Source organism: Mesorhizobium prunaredense, from assembly GCF_900156895.1.
Taxonomy (GTDB): Bacteria; Pseudomonadota; Alphaproteobacteria; order Rhizobiales; family Rhizobiaceae; genus Mesorhizobium; species Mesorhizobium prunaredense.
Genome location: NZ_FTPD01000045.1, coordinates 610,294 through 628,390, shown reverse-complemented (window position 1 = coordinate 628,390; position 18,097 = coordinate 610,294). Strand labels below are relative to the sequence as shown.

Annotated in this window: 20 protein-coding genes and 1 pseudogene; 15 read left to right on the top strand and 6 right to left on the bottom strand. The window is 62.9% G+C overall.

The window, feature by feature from the left end:
* Positions 1-3 precede the first annotated feature (3 nt).
* Entirely contained in the window at positions 4-672 is a 669-nt protein-coding gene (locus tag BQ8794_RS26805; protein ID WP_077381562.1) for a Vgb family protein, read from the top strand.
* A gap of 85 nt (positions 673-757) precedes the next feature.
* Here BQ8794_RS26805 and BQ8794_RS26800 read toward each other — a convergent pair whose 3' ends face one another.
* The 3 genes from BQ8794_RS26800 to BQ8794_RS26790 are packed head-to-tail and all read right to left on the bottom strand — an operon-like array spanning position 758 to position 2,616.
* On the bottom strand, positions 758-1,216 hold the full coding sequence (locus tag BQ8794_RS26800) for a MaoC/PaaZ C-terminal domain-containing protein (RefSeq protein WP_077381561.1): 459 nt from the start codon (positions 1,214-1,216) through the stop codon (positions 758-760).
* A 1-nt stretch (position 1,217) separates the two neighbouring features.
* Positions 1,218-2,294 carry a Gfo/Idh/MocA family protein gene (locus BQ8794_RS26795; protein ID WP_077381560.1) on the bottom strand — a complete coding sequence of 359 codons (1,077 nt, stop codon included), beginning with the start codon at positions 2,292-2,294 and terminating at the stop codon, positions 1,218-1,220.
* Positions 2,287-2,616 carry an L-rhamnose mutarotase gene (locus BQ8794_RS26790; protein ID WP_077381559.1) on the bottom strand — a complete coding sequence of 110 codons (330 nt, stop codon included), beginning with the start codon at positions 2,614-2,616 and terminating at the stop codon, positions 2,287-2,289. The genes BQ8794_RS26795 and BQ8794_RS26790 overlap by 8 nt, the downstream gene beginning before the upstream one ends.
* A 150-nt stretch (positions 2,617-2,766) precedes the next feature.
* Between BQ8794_RS26790 and BQ8794_RS26785 the strand changes: the two genes are divergently transcribed.
* Positions 2,767-3,555: an IclR family transcriptional regulator gene (locus tag BQ8794_RS26785; RefSeq protein WP_425293582.1), complete on the top strand. Its 789-nt coding sequence runs from the start codon at positions 2,767-2,769 to the stop codon at positions 3,553-3,555.
* Between the two features lie 64 nt (positions 3,556-3,619).
* On the top strand, positions 3,620-4,456 hold the full coding sequence (locus tag BQ8794_RS26780) for an amidohydrolase family protein (protein ID WP_077381558.1): 837 nt from the start codon (positions 3,620-3,622) through the stop codon (positions 4,454-4,456).
* Positions 4,457-4,476: 20 nt separating this feature from the next.
* On the opposite strand, the gene BQ8794_RS26775 is transcribed toward BQ8794_RS26780, so the two are convergent.
* From BQ8794_RS26775 to BQ8794_RS26765, 3 genes and pseudogenes are all read right to left on the bottom strand, one after another.
* Positions 4,477-5,625, bottom strand: coding sequence for an extracellular solute-binding protein (locus BQ8794_RS26775; RefSeq protein ID WP_077381557.1), 1,149 nt, complete (start codon positions 5,623-5,625; stop codon positions 4,477-4,479).
* Positions 5,622-6,782, bottom strand: a complete 1,161-nt coding sequence (locus BQ8794_RS26770) for a CaiB/BaiF CoA transferase family protein (protein WP_077381556.1) — start codon at positions 6,780-6,782, stop codon at positions 5,622-5,624. Before BQ8794_RS26770 ends, BQ8794_RS26775 begins: the two co-directional genes overlap by 4 nt.
* 3 nt (positions 6,783-6,785) lie before the next feature.
* Positions 6,786-6,926: pseudogene (locus BQ8794_RS26765) on the bottom strand (amine oxidase); the annotation flags it as partial.
* 135 nt (positions 6,927-7,061) lie between these two features.
* On the opposite strand from BQ8794_RS26765, the gene BQ8794_RS26760 reads away from it, so the two are divergent.
* From BQ8794_RS26760 to BQ8794_RS36800, 12 genes are all read left to right on the top strand, one after another.
* Entirely contained in the window at positions 7,062-8,159 is a 1,098-nt protein-coding gene (locus BQ8794_RS26760; protein ID WP_077381555.1) for a lactonase family protein, read from the top strand.
* A gap of 101 nt (positions 8,160-8,260) precedes the next feature.
* Positions 8,261-9,763, top strand: a complete 1,503-nt coding sequence (locus BQ8794_RS26755) for a S10 family peptidase (protein WP_077381554.1) — start codon at positions 8,261-8,263, stop codon at positions 9,761-9,763.
* An 88-nt stretch (positions 9,764-9,851) separates the two neighbouring features.
* Entirely contained in the window at positions 9,852-10,433 is a 582-nt protein-coding gene (locus BQ8794_RS26750; protein ID WP_077381553.1) for a DUF1349 domain-containing protein, read from the top strand.
* Positions 10,434-10,492: 59 nt separating this feature from the next.
* Complete coding sequence (locus BQ8794_RS26745) at positions 10,493-10,723, top strand: TOBE domain-containing protein (protein ID WP_244555106.1); 231 nt, start codon at positions 10,493-10,495, stop codon at positions 10,721-10,723.
* A 57-nt stretch (positions 10,724-10,780) separates the two neighbouring features.
* Positions 10,781-13,459 (top strand): ATP-binding protein, encoded by a 2,679-nt coding sequence (locus tag BQ8794_RS26740; protein ID WP_077381552.1) that lies wholly within the window; start codon positions 10,781-10,783, stop codon positions 13,457-13,459.
* Between the two features lie 148 nt (positions 13,460-13,607).
* Positions 13,608-13,988, top strand: coding sequence for a hypothetical protein (locus tag BQ8794_RS26735; RefSeq protein WP_077381551.1), 381 nt, complete (start codon positions 13,608-13,610; stop codon positions 13,986-13,988).
* A 165-nt stretch (positions 13,989-14,153) separates the two neighbouring features.
* The gene (locus BQ8794_RS26730) at positions 14,154-14,423 is read left to right on the top strand and encodes a hypothetical protein (protein ID WP_143744690.1); all 270 of its coding nucleotides are present in this window, start codon (positions 14,154-14,156) and stop codon (positions 14,421-14,423) included.
* A gap of 362 nt (positions 14,424-14,785) precedes the next feature.
* Positions 14,786-14,947 carry a hypothetical protein gene (locus BQ8794_RS35760; RefSeq protein WP_167378846.1) on the top strand — a complete coding sequence of 54 codons (162 nt, stop codon included), beginning with the start codon at positions 14,786-14,788 and terminating at the stop codon, positions 14,945-14,947.
* Positions 14,948-14,991: 44 nt separating this feature from the next.
* The gene (locus tag BQ8794_RS26725) at positions 14,992-15,366 is read left to right on the top strand and encodes a GFA family protein (RefSeq protein ID WP_244555104.1); all 375 of its coding nucleotides are present in this window, start codon (positions 14,992-14,994) and stop codon (positions 15,364-15,366) included.
* A 73-nt stretch (positions 15,367-15,439) separates the two neighbouring features.
* Positions 15,440-16,150 (top strand): SDR family NAD(P)-dependent oxidoreductase, encoded by a 711-nt coding sequence (locus tag BQ8794_RS26720; RefSeq protein WP_077381549.1) that lies wholly within the window; start codon positions 15,440-15,442, stop codon positions 16,148-16,150.
* Between the two features lie 213 nt (positions 16,151-16,363).
* Entirely contained in the window at positions 16,364-17,383 is a 1,020-nt protein-coding gene (locus BQ8794_RS26715) for an isopenicillin N synthase family dioxygenase (RefSeq protein WP_077381548.1), read from the top strand.
* Between the two features lie 368 nt (positions 17,384-17,751).
* A complete protein-coding gene (locus tag BQ8794_RS36800) occupies positions 17,752-18,042 on the top strand; it encodes a hypothetical protein (RefSeq protein WP_244555103.1) in 291 nt (96 codons plus the stop codon).
* Positions 18,043-18,097 lie beyond the last annotated feature (55 nt).

Genomic DNA, 18,097 nt, shown 5'->3' with positions numbered 1-18,097 from the left:
AGCATGAAACGATCTGCAGCCGAAGTCCTCCGCGAATATGGACCCTTTCCGGGTGTCGACCAGGTGGCTGGGGTCACGTTCGACGGTCAGCACATCTGGTTTGCCTCAGGAGACAGACTGAACGCCTTGGATCCTGCGAGCGGCAAGGTGGTGCGCGCGATCGATGTCGCCGCGCACGCAGGAACGGCCTTCGACGGCCAGCACCTGTTCCAGATCGCCGAAGATCGCATTCAGAAGATCGATCCCAACACTGGCCGCGTGCTCGCCACGATTCCGGCGCCAGGTGGCGGCGGCGACTCCGGGCTCGCCTGGGCCGAAGGCTCACTTTGGGTGGGGCAGAATCGCGGTCGCAAAATCCATCAGATCGACCCCCAGACAGGGGCAGTTCTTCGCACAATCGATTCGAACCGTATCGTCACAGGGGTCAGCTGGATCGACGGCGAACTCTGGCACGGCACCTGGGAAGGTGACGAGAGCGACGTCAGGCGGATAGATCCTGAAACCGGAAAGGTCCTGGAGAAGCTCGACATGCCGCCTGGAACAGGCGTGTCGGGGCTCGAGTCCGATGGTGGCGATCAGTTCTTCTGCGGCGGTGGAAACAGCGGCAAGGTGAGAGCCATCCGCCGGCCGAGGCGAGGCTCCGAAACACCGGTCGACCCCACGGGCAAGTAACCGAAGCGGCTGGCGGGCGCGCTTTCCGCTTTGACGAACCGTCCGCCGGGAGCGGCCAATGCGGCGGACCGGATCGCTGGAGCCCTTAAGCGCTGTTGGACTTGTCGCGACGCTCGACGATGTAGATATGGTCGGCCACCAGGACCACGTCGCCATGCTGGTTGATCACCTCGCAGTGCTCGATGACGCGACCTGACTCCGGCCGCTTCGGGTCGTCTTGCTTGGCAGAGATGGTGGTGCGGGTCTTGATCGTATCGCCGATGAACACCGGCTTGATGAAGCGCAGCCTGTCATAGCCATAGGAGAAGGCGACCGGGTTGATGACGCTTGCCGTCAGTCCGACACCGACCGAGAAGACCAGCGTGCCATGCGCCATGCGCTGGCCGAACGGCGTCGTCTTCATGAACTCGGCGTCCATGTGGTGAGGGAAGAAATCACCGGTATGGCCGGCATGCACGACGAAGTCGGTCTCGGTGATGGTGCGTCCGCTGGTCATGCGCGACGAGCCGATTTGGTAGTCCTCGAAATAGATCGTCTGCTCCATGTCAGGGCCTCGCCGCGATCGCTGTTGCCGGCGCCGTGCTCGATTGGTAGGCGGCTTCGACCAGCGCCATTGTGCTCCAGGCGTCCTCGGCCGAACTGACAAGCTCGGCGTCTTCGCCGCAAGCGTAGCGCTGGACATTGGCCATGCGGCCGACGAAGGCGTCCGGAAACCATTCGCCGATGAGTGGCACCGTAACCCAGTCTGAGCCGCCTTTCGGATAGATTTCAAGGATGTCAGGCTCGCCGCGCGGATAGTCGAGGTTGAGCCCGAGTTTGAGATAGGCGGCGCCCTCGGTTCCGCAGATGCGGAACTCGCAGGCCTGGTGTTTTCGGCCAAATTTATGATCGTGATTGATTGACAGCGCGCAGCGCACAATATCGCCATAGTCGAGGATCGCGCTGGTGCGGGTTTGCGCAACCTTATGGCCGGGATGACCGAGGGTCTTGGCGTGAACGCCTCTGGGATCGCCGAGCAATTGCCGGATCAGATCGAGATAATGGATCGAATGCATGGCAATCTCGACGCGCGGCGCCTTCAGCAGGAATTCCCACAGCTGCCAGGGTGTCGCCAGCGCCAGCCAGGCATCGAAGTCGACCACCTCGCCGAGCCAGCCCCTGGCGATCGCTTCCCTGAGCGCCAGCATCATCGGTGCGAAGCGAAGCTGGAAATTCACCGCCGCTTTTAGGTTTTTAGCGCGGCAGATTTCGAGGATCTCGGTGGCCTCGGTCAGATCGCCGCCCATCGGCTTCTGGATCAGCGCTGCGGCGCCGTCGGGCAACGCCCTGAGCACGCCGGCGTGATGAGCCGGCGGCGTCGCCAGGTCGAAGATGACGCCGTCGATTGACGCAGCCTCCTCGATCGACCGGTAAGCGGTAACGCCCCATTTTGCCGCGAGTTTTTCCGCCTTGGCCTGATCGGGATCGAAAAGCCCGGCGACCGGAAAGCCGGCTTTCCGATAGGCCGGGAAATGCGCATCGCCGACGATTGAGCCGGCGCCGAAAATCACGATCGGCCTCGACTTCGATGGCTTCGCCCAAGACTGGGAGAGCGAGGCTGGGTCGAAAACGCCATCAGTCATGATGGAAGACTTCGTCCATCGATGCCCACCATTCGCCCTCCTTGCGGGTCGGCAGCGGCTCCTGGCAAGGCATGCACAGCGCCCACCATTCCTGCGTCTTGGGATCGGCGGCCATCCTGGCCATGTCGGCGGCATAGTCGGTGCCGTGGTACTCGAAAGTGCTGAACAAGAGGTGCTCCGGCTCCTTGAGATAGATCGAATAGTTCCTGATGTTGCAGGCGGAAATCATCGCCAGCACGTCAGGCCAGACGGCAGCGTGAAGCCGCACATACTCGGCGACCTTTTCCGGCTTGAGGCCGAGCACCATTCCCATCCGCTGCATGTCCGGCTCCTATATCACTATGGTCGTTGTGAATCCCGCGATGCGTTGCGTTGCACCGGCGGTGATCTGCCCACTATTTACATACAAACAAATAATTTACACAATCGCCAAGCCGATGGTCCTTTCGGATGCTGACCACGGGGAGTGACTATGGTGGAGGACGAGGACGATGACCGCTATCGCGCGCCGGCGCTCGACAAGGGGCTTGACATCCTTGAGCTTCTGGCCGGCGTCGACGGCGGCTTGACCCAGGCGGAAATCGCCAAAAAGCTCGACCGCAGCCCCAACGAGTTCTACCGCATGCTGGATCGGCTGGTGCGGCGCGGCTACGTCACCCGGCCGGACGGCGATCGTTACGCGCTGACGCTCAAGCTGTTTGGCCTGGCGCAGCTGCACGCGCCGGTGCGGCGGCTGGTTTCCTATGCGACGCCGCTGATGCGCGAGCTTGCTGAAACCTCCCAGCAAGCAAACCAGCTTGTCGTCTTCGACCGCGGTTCTGCGGTGGTGATCGCCCAGCAGGAGGCGCCGGACTACTGGGGCATTTCGATTCGCGTTGGCGCGCATGTCAGCCTGTTCGACACCGGCTCCGGCCATGTGCTGCTGGCATTCCGCTCGCCGGAAGAGCGACAGATGATGATCTCCGAACATCTGCGCAGCACCGACAAACCGCCTCAATCGCCGGAATTCTTCGCTCGCCTCGACCAGATTCGTGAACGCGGCTATGAGATGATGGCGTCGATGCAGACCGCCGGTGTGTTCAACCTGTCGGCACCCGTGCTTGGCTCGGACGGTAGGGCGATCGCCGCGCTGTCGATCCCCTACGTAACTCTGGTCAACGCACCCAAGGCGCCCGATATCACCGGGACGATAGAACTGTTGCTGGCAGCGACGGAAAAACTATCGCAACTGGCGGGAGCCGCGGCCAAGCAGGCGAAATAGATTCCTATTTGAACGAAGAATTTCCTTCGTGAGATGATCGGGAAATGCAGAGGAGCGCGCCGTTATGATCTTCGATACCCATCTGCATCTGATCGACCAGTCAGCGCTGCGCTATCCCTGGCTCTCCGGCGTGCCGGCGCTAAACCGCGATTTTTCCTACGACGAATACGCAGTCCAGGCTCGCCGCGCCGGCATGGAGGGCGCGTTGCACATGGAGGTCGATGTCGATCCGGCCGATATCGAGGCTGAGACCAGTCACGTAAAGGCGCTGTCGCAACAGAAGGACAGTTTACTGCGCGGGGCAATAGCCTCCTGCCGTCCCGAAGAGCCGGGCTTTGCCGCCTATCTCGAGCGCCAGCGCGCCGATCGTTTCGTCAAGGGTTTTCGACGTGTGCTCCACGTCGTGCCGGACGAGCTTTCGGAAGGCGCGCTGTTTCGCGAAAACATCAAGCGGCTTGCCGGCACCAAACTGACCTTCGACCTCGTCGTCCTGCCGCATCAGATCCCCAAGGCGATCGCGCTTGCCGACCTCGCGCCGGACGTGCAGTTCGTGCTCGACCATTGCGGCGTGCCCGACATCAAGGGCAGCAGTGAGCATCCCTGGCGCGAGCATATGGCGGAGATTGCGCGGCGCCCGAACGTCGTCGGCAAAATTTCCGGTGTGGTCGCCTATGCCGACGCTGGATCCTGGACTGTCGAAACGCTGCGTTCCTATGTCGAGCACACCATCCAATGCTTTGGCTGGGACCGGGTCGTGTGGGGCAGCGACTGGCCGGTCTGCACGCTTGGCGGCGGGCTTGCGACCTGGATTGCGGCGACGCATGCGCTGCTCGCCGGTGCAAGCATCGATGAACGGCAAAATCTGCTCTCCGCCAATGCGAAGCGGCTGTGGAATTTGTAGAGAAGTTAGCGAACTCCGCCTCAGCTCAGCGCCGGGTGCCGGAAACTCTCCACAAACAGGCGATTGAGATCGGCAACGACGCGACCGGCATCGTGCTTTTCGGTCAGGCCGAGATTGATGCGATCGGACGCCGCCTGCTGGAAGGCCATGTAGCCATCGTGGCGTGGCCTGACCCAGGCCCTCTCGAGCGTGGCGCGGGTATCCATGTAGAAATTACCGGTGGCTGCGTTGACGGCTGCATCGTCCCAGGCTGCGGCATGGCCGGGCTGGCCGCCGGCCGACGCATAGGGGCCGCGCTGCACCTCGCCGCTGGCGATCCAGTAGGCAAAGTCGATGGCCGCTTGCCTCGCCTTCGAAAAGGCCGACACGGCAATGCCGGTTCCGCCGAGCGCCGAGCCGACCGGACCGGCATTGCCCTCAGCCGGAATGTCGGCGAAGGCAAGGCGGTTGCTCCGAAAGCCGGCGATGGCATAGGAGACATAGCCATAGATCAGCGGCGCGCACGCGATCCGTGAGCCGGACCTGGCCATTTGCTCCAGGATGTCGATCGGGTCCATGCCAAGGCAGGCCGGATCGACGAGAGCCGCGACCTCGCGCATCATCTCGAAAACGCGGCTGCCCATGTCAGGATTTACGTGGGCGCCAGGCTCTTCGACGGCGGGCCGGCCGAGATTGCCGGCAAGCGTGTAGAACACCATGAGCGAATGCGGCGGCCTCAGCGGCAGCAGCACGCGGCCTTGCCGCGCCAGATCGAGCACCTCGGCCCAGTTCGTCGGCGCGGCGGAAAGCATATCAGGCCGCCACGCCTGCACCTGGCTGGCCGTGTCGATTGGAAACGCCCACTGCCGGCCTTGCCAGTTGTAGCTCGGATAGGACCGGCCGACGCTGCCCGCCGCCAGCGCCGCGCGCTCCGCTTCGCGGCCAACGACATCGAGTGGCGCCAAACAAGTCTCGGCGGTGATCTGGCCGACATGCGGATGATCGATGACGATCAAGTCGTAGGCACGGGCCAGATCCTCGACCGGGAAGGATTCGAAATCCTGCAGCGAGCGCTTGTCCCATTCGATGGTGACGCCGGTCCGTTGCTTCCACAGCACCGAACAGGCGACCATCGGGTCGTAGCCGCGCGGATGGCTCCAGGTCATGCCTTTGAGCGTCACGTCGCTCACAGCCCGAACTCCTCGCGGATCTTTGCGCTGTGCTCGCCGATGCGTGGCGCCGCCCGCTCGACCTTGGCGCGGACGCCATCGACCCTCAGCGGCGAACGCGTGGTGAGGATCGAGACGTCATCCTCGCGCGTCACTATCTGCAGCATGTCGAGCACCTGAAAGCCTTCGCTGGCCATCATTTCCGGCCAGGTCAGCACCTTGGCGCACCAGATGTCGGCGGGCTCGAGGATGGCAAGCCATTCGTCGACGGTTTTCGTCGCGATTTTTTGCGCAATGATCGCCTTGATCTCGTCGCGGGCGGTGAACCAGGTCGACGGCTGATCGCGATAGGGCGCAAGCTGTTCGAGTTCCAAAAGGTCGGCCAGCTTCGGGATCGGCGTCATCGCGATCGCCAGATAGCCGTCCTTGGCCGGATAGACGCCGTAAGGCGCCGACAGATAGGCATGGGCGCTGCGGAAGGCCGATCGCCGCGGCAGGCGACGTCCGTCATTGAGATGCGTGGTCAGCACCTCGAACTGGAAGTCGACCAGCGCTTCGAGCAGGCTGGTCTCGACATGGCTGCCGATGCCGGTCAGGCCGCGCCGGACCAGTGCCGCAAGGATGCCTTGCGCGGCGGCGGCGCCGGCCAGCATGTCGGCAATCGCCAAGCCGAACGGCACCGGTCCCTGGTCCTCGTCGCCGTTCAGCCACATCACGCCGGAACGCGCCTGCGCCAGCAAATCCTGCCCGGGCCGCTTGACCCAGGGGCCTTCCTCGCCATAGCCGCTGATCGAGGCATAGACCAGGCGCGGATTGATCTTGCGCACCGCCTCGTAGTCAAGGCCCAGGCGCTCGATGACGCCGGGCCGGAAATTCTGGATCAGCACGTCGGCCTTGGCCAGCAGGCCGCGCAGCGCCGCCAAATCGGCCTCGTCCTTGAGGTCGATGGCAAAGCTTTCCTTGGCCCGGTTGATGGCGTGGAAGATGGTGGAATCGCCGCCGATCTCGGTGTCGCTGAGATAGAGCCGGCGCGACAGGTCACCGCCATCCGGGCGCTCGATCTTGATGACGCGGGCCCCGAGGTCGAGCAGCCGCAGCGAGCAGTAGGGCCCGGACAGGAACTGGCTCATGTCGACGACGACGAGCCCGGTCAGCGGCAATTCGGCAATGGCAGCCATCGCCTATTTCTCCGTCTTGCCGGCGAAATCGGCCGGATTGCGGCACTTCACCGTCTGCAGGTGCTCGCAATAAAGCACGAGTTCTCCTTCGCCCTTGAAGACTTCATAGCTGGCGCGGATCAGCCCCATCTCCTTGTATTGGGGTTGCACGATCGGTCCCCGCGTTGATCTTCTTTGGTGAATAGTATTTTCACATATGGGATTGTGTTTCAAGCGTGAACAGGCGAATTTGCCGCGATCCGCTGCGACTGGGTGCCGGCGGAACAAGGGAGGATTTCGATGCAGGACGCCTATCGGGTCTTCGTCGGCAGCCTCAACCGCGAGGCGCCTTATTTTCAGGGCGCGCGCGGCGTAGGGCTCAGTGTTTACAGTTTCGACGAAGAGACGCTGGAGATGAGGAAACTGGCCGAGACGGGAGACGTCGACAATCCGACCTTCCTGTCGGTGACTCCGGACGGCTCCCATGTCTATGCCAACTCCGAAGTGTTCACCTGGCGCGAAGGCGTGGTCTCGGCCTACCATTTCGACAGGCAAACCGGCACGCTTTCCTACATCAACAAGCAGCCGACGCTTGGCAGCATCACGGCGCACAACACCGTCACGCGCGACGGGACGAAGCTGCTGGTCGCCAATTACGGCATGGGCGAAGGCGGCCCCGATCGCTCAGTCGTGGTTTACGGATTGCGCGACGATGGCGGCCTGACTGCGCCGTTGTCGAGCGTCGCCCATAGCGGAACTGGTCCCGACGCAGCTCGTCAGGAACGTCCCCATGCCCACAGCGTCACCGAGACGATTGCCGGTGGCGTGGCGATCGTCGCCGATCTCGGCATCGATCGGCTTGTCTCGTACCGCATCGGGCCCGACGGCGGCCTGACCAGACTGGCAGAGTCGGTACTTGCGCCCGGCGCCGGTCCACGTCACGTGGCGCTGCATCCGGGCGGGTGCTTCGTGTTCGTCATGAACGAACTGGATTCGACGGTCGTCTCGCTTGCGCTGGACGAAGCGTCAGGCAGGCTCACCGAGATCGACACGAAGCCGGCCGTGCCGGCCGCGGCGCGCGACGGCAATCATTGCGCCGACATCCAGATCTCGCCCGACGGCCGCTTCCTCTATGGCTCCAACCGCGGCCATGACAGTGTTGTGGTGTTTTCTGTCGACCAGCAGACGGGCACGCTTGCGCTGGTCGACCATGCGCCATGCGGGGGCGCTACGCCACGCAATCTGGCACTGACGCCCTCAGGTCGGCATCTCTTCTCGGCCAACCAGAACGCCGACCGCATCTCGATTTTCGCGCGCGCCGCGGCCACGGGGCGGCTGGCCGACACCGGGCGGTTTATCGAAATCGGCACGCCGATGTGCGTGAAGATCGTGCGTTGAAAGCCATCGGTCTTCTTCCAGCAGCGAGGGCGTGCACGGTCCTGTGATTTCGGCTGAGCCATCAGCGTGGTAGCTTCCAGTCGTTCCGCTGCGGAGTCGTCATGCGTGCCAAGCTGCTAGAAATCACCCTTGCTATGCTGCTGCTGGTTAGCCATGCGCAAGTGGCCGAGCGGCCGTCGCCTTCGGGCGGCGTTCTGTCGCTGCTCCCGCCGCCGCAGGTCTCAGATCATTCGATCGTGATCGCGGGACGCACGCTCAACTATCAGGCAAGGGCCGGCACTCTTTCGTTGCTATCCGGCAAAGGTGACGTCACCGCGGAAATCTTTCATGTCGCCTACACGCTGCGTCCCGAGCCAAGCCGGGAACCTGATCCCCGGCGCCCGATCACTTTCGTATTCAACGGTGGTCCCGGAGCAGCCTCCGCCTATCTGCATCTTGGCGCGCTCGGTCCACGCGTGATGGCGACAGCGGCCGATGGAAGTTTTCTCCCACCGCCGCAGCGGCTTTTGGACAACTCGAACACCTGGCTCGACATGACCGACCTGGTCTTTGTCGACCCCGTCGGAACCGGTTACAGCCGCGAAGCACCCGGCACCGAAGCACGCAGCTTCTGGGGCGTCAACCAGGACGCCGCCGCGATGGGCGCCTTCATCCGGCTCTATCTGGCACAGGCGGGCCGCACAGCGTCGCCGGTGTTTCTTGCCGGCGAAAGCTATGGCGGGTTTCGGGCGGCACTGCTTGCCAAGACGCTTCAGGATGATATCGGCATCAGTCCTCGCGGCATCGTGCTCATCTCGCCGGCGCTCGAATTCACACTGGTGCGACCCGACGAGTTCCAGCCGCTTCACTGGGCGCTTGAGCTGCCGTCGCTGGCGGCGGTGCGCCTGCGCAGCGAAAGCGTCACCGGCTCCGAACTGCAGGAGCGGTTGGCCGATGTCGAACGCTATGCGCTAGGCGACTATCTCGTCGCGCTTGCCAGCGGGCTCGAACAGGGCGGGCGCCTGGCGAGCCCGCGCGTTGCCGAAATCACCGGCCTGCCGCTCGAACTCGTCAAACGAAACTTTGCACGCATTCCCACCGCGCTCTTCGCCAAGGAGTTTGCGCGGGCGAGGGGCAATGTTCTCAGCGTCTATGACGGCACGATCGAAACGGCAGACGTTGCCCCGGAAAATCCAAGGCCCAGCGGTCCTGATCCGGTGCTCGACCGAAGCGTGCCGGCGCTCACTTCCGCCTTTGTCAGCTATATCAGGGAGGAATTGAAATTCCGCACCGATCTGAGCTATCGGCTTCTCAACCGTGAAATCAGCGGCAATTGGGATTACGGGACGAGCCCGACGCGTCAGGGCTATGTCGGCGTGATGGACGACCTTCAGCAGGCGCGCGCGTTGAATCCCGGCCTCGGTGTTTTGATCGTCAACGGCTACACCGACCTGGTGACACCCTATCTGGCGTCACGCTACCTTGTCGGCCAGGTCCCTTCGCTTCCCGGCGCAAAGCCTATCCGCGTCCAGCTACTGGAAGGCGGTCACATGATGTATTTCAGGCCGGAGAGCCGGCGCGCGCTGAGAGAGGCCGCGTCCGAGCTTTACCAAACGCCGAAATGAAACGGTTGAAGCCGGGTACAAGAGACAAATCTGCTTCGTCGCAAGAGCGGCGGATGACGCAACATGAACCGGCGAGACGAGCAAGCCGATGACATCTCAGAATGCAGAACTGACCTGGCTCAACCCGCCACCGCATCATGCTTTCGGCGACAGCACCGTACATGTGCGGACCGGCAAGGAAACCGATTTCTGGCGCGAGACGTTTTATGGCTTCTGGCGCGACAATGGCCACTTCCTCTACCGGCAGGTCGAGGGCGACTTCAGCGCCGAGGTCACCGTCAAGGGGGACTACAAGGTGCTCTATGATCAAGCCGGTTTGATGGTCCGGCTGAGCGAGACGCACTGGGTCAAGGCCGGCATCGAGTTCACCGACGGGCTGGCCTATTTTTCCGTCGTCGTCACCAATGATGCTTCCGACTGGTCGTTGGTCAGCATCCCGGCTGGTCCGGACGGCGTCAGGATCCGGCTGACCCGCCATGCCGAGACGATCCGTGTTCAGTATCTCGATGCCTCCGACCATCACTGGAAGCCGGTGCGGCTCGCCTACTTCCCGCCCTCGAAAACAGTCGCTATCGGCATGATGTGCTGTTCGCCGCAACGTGAAGGTTTCGAAGTCACATTCAGCGATTTTTCGGTCGGCCCGGTGATCTCGAGGGAACTGCATGACTGACGCGTCCTGTCAGCGGATCGGGGCTCCGCTTTCACAGCAGCATCGTTCCGACAGGTGAATTGCGCGGCAAGATGATCGTCTCAATTCGTCCGGAATCCTTCCGCTTCAACCGGGACAATGACACCACGCAATCGGCGATGGGACGGGTCGAGGATGTCATCTTCATCGGCAGCAGGTCTTTCTACACTATCTGCCCGGCCGACGGCGTTCGCGCCGTCGGCAGCCATCCACGATGCGATCGAAGACGAAATAGACGAAAGCCGTCATTCCAATCAATCCGCGTGAAATGACGTTGTTGCACTCGAGGCTTACTGCTGTACCTTCAAGGTTAAGGAGGCGTGAGCTTTATGCTGCTTGAGCGAGAGGGGCCGCTTGGAACTTTGTTGGCCAGCGCCGAGAGAGCTGCGGCCGGACACGGCGGGACCGTGCTGGTGGACGGCGAAGCGGGCGTCGGCAAGACTTCCCTCCTGCGCGAATTCGCGGAAAACGCGGACAGGAATTACCGGATGCTGTGGGGCTGGTGCGAGGCGCTCTTCACACCGCGCCCGCTCGGTCCTCTTCAGGACATGGCGCACCTGCTGGATCCCCGCGTGGCGGCGCTGCTCGAGGAGACCGCGGCGCCGGAGCGGCTTTTTCCGGCGTTGTTGAATGCGCTTCAGCACACCAAGGGCACGACCGTGCTCGTCTTCGAGGACATGCAATGGGCCGACAATGCGACACTTGACCTGGTAAGATACCTCGGTCGCCGCGTCTCCCTGCTTCGCACGATGCTGGTGCTCAGCATGCGCAGAGACGAGATAAGTGCCGATCATCCTCTGACCCACGTGCTCGGCGACCTTCCGTCCGACTCGGTGAGCCGCGTGACCCTGGAACCGCTGTCTTCCCAGGCGGTGACGGTGCTGGCCGAGCAGGCCGGCCGCTCCGCCGACGGGCTTTATCGCATTACCGAGGGCAATCCCTTCTTCGTCACCGAACTCCTGTCTAGCAGTGAGGTCGAATCGGGGCGCGTGCCCGATTCCATACGCGATGCGGTCTGGTCGCGCTTGTCGCGCCTGACCCCAGGAGAGCGCGAGGTGCTGGAGGTCATGAGCATCATGCCGGGCAGCGTTGAGCCGTGGCTGATCCGGGCACTTCTCGGGGACGAGACCGAAGTTCTCGTGGATCAGTGCGTGGGACGGGGATTGCTGCGGCGGGATGTTCAAGGCGCGCTGACGTTTCGCCACGAGCTTGCCAGGGAAGCGACGCTCGACCGCCTCGCTCCGTCTCTCCAACGGTCGCTGCATGCGAAAGTCGAAGCGGCACTCTCCGAACTTCCGGCGGCGCAGGCAAGCGCTCTACTTTCGCGACGGGTGCACCATGCCGGCGGCGCCGACAACGGCGAACGCGTCCTGGAACTCGCGCCGCTGGCCGCCGAGCAGGCCGCGCGTCTGGGCGCGCATAGAGAGGCGGCTTCACATCTGGCGACCGCACTCCGATACGTTTCAGAGGCTCGGTCGGCGATGGCTGCCCAGCTTTGTGAAGACTGGGCCTACGAGGCAGGCCTGTCACTGTTCGTCTACGATGAAATCATCGAGGCGCGGCATCGCGCCATTGCGATCTGGCGGGAGCTTGGGCGCATCGACAAGGTCGGGGCCAATCTGCGCTGGCTGTCGCGTCTCCACTGGCGCCGAGGAGAGGGGCAGGAGGCTGAAGACTACGCGGATCAGGCAGTGCGTGAAGTGGAGAACCTGCCGCCTGGGCCGGAACTGGCGATGGCCTACAGCACGCGCTCGCAGCTACACATGCTGCATTATCGCTTCAACGAGGCGATCGAATGGGGCGAGCGCGCGATCAGCCTGGCGGACCGGTTGGGTGAGGTCGAGACACGCGTCCACGCCCTGAACAATGTCGGCACAGCGCTGATGTTCGCCGACCGCCCGGGCGGGCGAGAGCGGTTGGAGGAAAGCCTTACCCTGGCGCTCGATCACGGGTTTCACGACCATGCGTCGCGAGCCTATACGAACTTCGCCGAATGCGCGGTAGTGGCCAAGGACTTCGCCTTGGCCGAACGGCTGCTCGCGGAAGGGATTGCGTATTGCGCCAGGCACGACCTCGATTCGGCGGCGCAATACCTGCTCGGCCGGCAGGCACAGCTTCGTACCGAGCAGGGCCGCTTTCGCGAGGCCGAGACGATTGCCCAAGGCGTCATGAATCTGGAACGCCTGCCGATGGTGATGCACCTGCCGGCTCTGACGGAACTCGGCAGGGCGCGGATCCGGCTGGGTGAACCCAGTGGCGCGGGCCTGCTGGAGCAGGCGCTCCAGGAGGGTCTGACGACCGGCGAGGCTCAACGCGTCATACCGGTTCGCTTGGCGCTGGCCGAGGCCGCCTGGCTTGCCGAGGAGCCCGGCGCCGGCCACGAGCAGCTGACGGCCCTCACCGAAATGGACCTCGACAATTTCCGTCCCTGGGATGTCGGTGAACTGGCAGTCTGGTGGCAGCGCTGCGGAATGGCGGGATCGCTGCCGGTGCCGGCCGGCCGCATTCCTTTGCCGCAAGCATTGGAACTCCGCGGCGACCCAATGGCGGCCTCGGCAGAATGGTCCCGCCTGGGTCTCCCCTATGAGTCAGCGCTCGCCCTCATGCAGGTCCGCGGAACCGATGCCGGCGCGGCGCTGGCTCGCGCCGTGGCTACATTCGAGGGCGTCGAAGCGCGCCCCGCGGCAGCGCTGGCGCGAAAGCTGGCGCAGCGCATCGGAACTGCCAATCAGCTGCCGAAGCAGCGCCGGGGGCCATACACCGTGGCTAGGCAGCATCCACTGGGCCTGACGAGGCAAGAACAACAGGTACTCACAATGATCGCTCAAGGTTTGGGCAACAAGGAGGCGGCACGGCGTCTGTCGCGCTCGCCGCGGACAATCGAGCACCAGGTTTCCGCCGTGCTCGGCAAATTCAACGCAGCAAACCGGATGGAAATTCTGCTCCGCCTTCGCGGCGAGCCCTGGCTTTTGCCGTCGGCAGCCGCGCTGCAAGTCCGTGAAAACTAGGCAAGCCCGTGAAAAACTAGGAGATCAGCTGCCGGGAAACTAGGTGACCGTACCGATGTGCGCGAATGCCCCCGCGCATAGGTTGCGCTTGTGAGTTTGGAATAGACTGGGAAGCAGTCCATGAGCTCGCCAATCGGAGAGAATAGCAATGATCAGATATTCTACCGCATTTGCGACGGTCTTGCTCGCCACCACGAGCGTGGCCGCGGCCTCGGAACTTGCGCCGGGGAACGGCCACAGCATCCATTTCGGCCACGTCAAAGGCGTCGTCTACTACACGGTCGAGCAGGATGGCTACCGGGTCGTTGCGACCCTGGCTTCAGGGGCCGATGCGCAGCCGATGCGGTTCGTCTCCACGCTCGGACCGGGGCAACACATGGTGATCTCCTTGCCTCAAGCCCTCGGCCAGCCATCTCTCGATTTCGAGATCATGCGGGACGGCACCACGGTTCTCCTGAGCGAGCCCGCTGCCACTCCGATGGCCGATCCGATGGAACAAGCATCGATCCAGGACGCTCTCGACCGGTGAGCCGGTAATGGGCCGCCGCTCAGCGCGGTCTCGACGGTGAAACGATGCAGGCCGCACCGAGGGCCCGGTTGCGAACGGCCCGGCAGATCAAAGCCTTGGACGCCGAGCCGCCGTACATCGGGTGCTTCCTCGAAGTCCACGAGGTTTCCTATGACCAGGATCGAAATGGCGCTCCTTGTCTTCACTTCATTCAATGCGGTTGCCGTTCTCAGATGGCAGCAATTGTCCGGGATACGAACGGTGCGACTGCGGTCTCTTATTGGACCTGGAGCCTTTTCGCCGCATCGCATCTTTCAACTGTTGTCGCCTACACCGCTCGTAGCGGTGCGGGACTGGCAGATGGTGACGGCGCTCGCGATCAACGCTGTTTGCTGCATTTCCATCATCCTGCTCGGTTTCATAAGCGCCGTGAGCATCGGAGCCACCGCCGACTGAATGGCGAGACCGCTGCGTACAAAAACGCGTCGTTCCCGACGGGCGCCTATCCGCTGAACCGCACGAAAATTAGGTAATTCCCGCAAAAGCAAGAACACGCCCGCGAAAACTGGGAAACCGGCCGCCCAAAAATGGGTGATGGCACCGATTTGCGAACCCGCCGGCACGCATAGAGTTGGGCTCGCAGCGTGAAAGACTTTCCCAAGATCATTCACGCCTTCCTGATCCGAAGGAAGAGGGCAGTGGGGTGAGGCACAGGAAGCCGCCGACGGCGTCGAAATCGCGCGCCGTCGGTGGGTGCGCCCAACGATCCTTCAAGTCGGTAGCACCGCCCCTCTGCGATCCACGCAAAGATCAGGAGGGTGCCGTTCGAATTCGCCCTAATCCCGCAGCAGATCGAACATCAGTTTGAAGAAGCGGTTCGCATCGACCTCGTGCGCGATGCGGGCATTGTCCTTTTCGCCACGCAGGGGCCATTCACCACACCTGCGGCTGTGCTGGCGCCGAAACCCTCAATGCCATAACAATCCGACCGGACCGCTTGATGGGGCGGATCACGGAGGACCGGATGGCGACTGGACGTTGTCTCTGCGGCGGCGTGCGCTACGAAATCACCGGCGAAGTTGCTCAGCCGATCGCCTGCCACTGCACACCAGGTGCGCGCACCAGCGGCAACTTTGCCGTCATGGCGGGCTGCAAGTCGGCGGACCTCAGGCTTCCGCCCTCTGACACCTTGAATTGGTACCAGTCATCGGAAAGTGTCCAACGCGGCTTCTGCTCACATTGCGGTGGCAATTTGTTCTGGAAGGCCGCGCCGGGCGTGGAAACATACGCCACGCTCGGGACCCTCGATCGGTCGACCGGCCTTCGTCTCGGCGAACATATTTATGTCGGCTCGAAATCCGACTTTCGATCTGAGAGACGGTCTGCCTTAGGAATATGAGTGGTAGGACCTGAATCGCCAATCCGCCGCACTAGAATCCGTACCACACCAGAATCCGTAAGGGAGAAGCTCCATGACATCAGACGTGGCAGTTATCGCAGGAGCAGGGCTGGGGCTGAGCGCCTCGCTTGCACGTCTTTTCACCAAGGAGGGCCTTCGCGTGGTCCTGGCTGCCCGCAACGTCGGCAAGCTGAGCACGCTGGTCGACGAGACCGGCGCGCTGGCGGTCGAAACAAACGTTGCCGATGTCGCGTCGGTCGAAAACCTGTTCGACGTCGCCGACAAGGCCGGTCCTCTGTCGCTTGTGGTTTTCAACGCCAGCGGCCGCGCCCGCGGAGCGATCGCCGACCTCGAACCCGAAGCGGTCAGACAGGCATTGCTGGTCGGCGCCTATGGCGGGTTCCTGGTCGGCCAGCAGGCCGCGCGCCGGTTTCTTTCCCGCGGCTCCGGCTCGATCCTGTTCACCGGCGCCACCGCCAGCGTCAAAGGGTTTCCAGGTTCGGCCGGCTTTGCCATGCCAAAGTTCGGCCTGCGCGGACTGGCCCAATCCATGGCCCGCGAACTTGCCCCGAAAAACATCCATGTCGCGCATTTCATCATCGACGGTGTGATCGCGCCGAACGAGTCCGGACCGAATAGGCCCGGACAGGCCAGCGAACCCGACCGGCAGGATCGCCGGCTATCTCCGGACGCGATCGCCGAAACCTATCTCGCAATCCACCGGCAGCATCGCAGCGCCTGGACTTGGGAGCTCGAACTCAGGCCGTGGGTCGAAAATTTCTGAGTCTCCGGCCGCACTGCAATTCGAGCATATGGTTGCCATGATGCCTTCGTGCCATGGAACACCCGTTCGGACGTTATTTGCCTGGCGGCCGCCAAACGCAGCGCTGACTTTCTTCCATTGGCATCGAGATTGGATCGATCGTTGCTTTGATCGCAACGACCTGCATGTCACCGTTAAGGCCTGATCCAAGCCTGAGGCAGAAGGAGGTTGACCATGGCCAGGATTGTACCCGTGCTCGATCTCAGCCGTCTCGAACAGGGCGCGTCGGAGCGTCGGACCTTTCTGTTCGACCTGCGCACGGCGGCCCGCGATGTCGGATTCTTCTATCTCAGCGGCCATGGAATTTCGGGTGTGGAGATCGACGAGGTGCTCGACGCCTCGCGTCAGTTCTTTGCCTTGCCGGAAGCCGACAAGCTTGCCATCGAAATGGTCAAGTCCCCGCAATTCCGCGGCTACACGCGCACCGGTGGCGAACTGACCAAGGGCAAGGCCGACTGGCGCGAACAGCTCGACATCGGCGTCGAGCGTCGATCCATACCACAGGGGGCGGGCATTCCTGCCTGGACGCGATTGCAAGGGCCGAACCAGTGGCCTTCGGCTCTGCCGGAACTCAAGCCGGCGCTGCTGGCATGGCAGACCAAGGCGACGGCGGTAGCAGTCCGCCTGCTGAAGGCATTCGCGCTGTCGCTCGATCAGGTCGAGGACGCTTTCGATCCGATCTATAGCGGTGAGCCCAACCACCGCATGAAGATCGTGCGCTATCCCGGGCGCGACCCAACCGGCGGCGACCAGGGCGTCGGCGCACACAAGGACGGCGGTTTCCTGACGCTCCTGCTTCAGGACCACAACAAGGGGCTGCAGGTCGAATATGACGGAAGCTGGGTGAACGTGGATCCGATCCCCGGAACGCTGGTGGTCAACATCGGCGAGCTCCTCGAACTGGCATCGAACGGTTATCTCAGGGCGACGGTCCACCGTGTCGTCACGCCGCCGGCCGGTGTCGAGCGAATTTCCGTTCCTTTCTTCTTCAGCGCCCGGCTCGATGCGACGATCCCGTTGCTCACCCTGCCTGAAGAACTGGTTGCCGAGGCGCGCGGACCGGCGAGCGATCCGGACAACCCGCTGTTTCGCGACGTCGGAACCAACGTGCTGAAAAGTCGCCTGCGCTCGCATCCTGACGTGGCGCGCCGGCACTATGCCGATCTTCTGGAAACCAGGACGGCTTCGGCCTGAGGCTTCCGAGGAACAGAACAGAAATTTTCGTCATCCCGCGGCTTTTGGAATTTTGTTCGTCGCCAACGCGTCCAAACAAGCTCAAACAGGCAAGACCGTTCAGCGGTTTCCTCCCATTCCCCTGAACGGTGTTCCCCTCTGAAGGTTGTAACCTTCTTTTGGCCGGGCCGCATTCGAGCCCGGCCTTTTTTTCGGGTGAAATTCGGATTCGCAACACTGGCGGTTTAGTCGAGCCTCGAACCGTGAACCTGGGAACGGGACGCCGGTTTTGCCATAAGCGATCCATATGCGCCTGCCTTCCACACTGCGTCGCGTGGGAGGCCGCAGATGCAGAAGGGTGCGCGACCGAAACAGCCAGGTGACGTGACATGACAGCCGACTCCCTGTTGTCGCCGGCAGCGGTGTCCGGCTTCGTGTTCGGCCTCGGGCTTGTCGTTTCCCTCGGCCCCCAGAACCTCATGCTGATCCAGGCGGGGCTGACCCGCAGCCACCCCTTTGCGGTCGCTTCCACCGGTTACGTCTCGGAAATCGAAATCTGTTGGGGCCACTGTTCGCATCGCGAGGTCTCCGGCAATCGCAAGCGCTTGGTGACGCCTGCCACTCACGGTGCAACGTTTCCAACACGCGCGCTTACGGATCGCTTACGGCATTCGGCGTGACTGGCTCACCGAGCATGCTGCTATGATTTGAGGTCAGCTGCCGGCGCGAACGGCC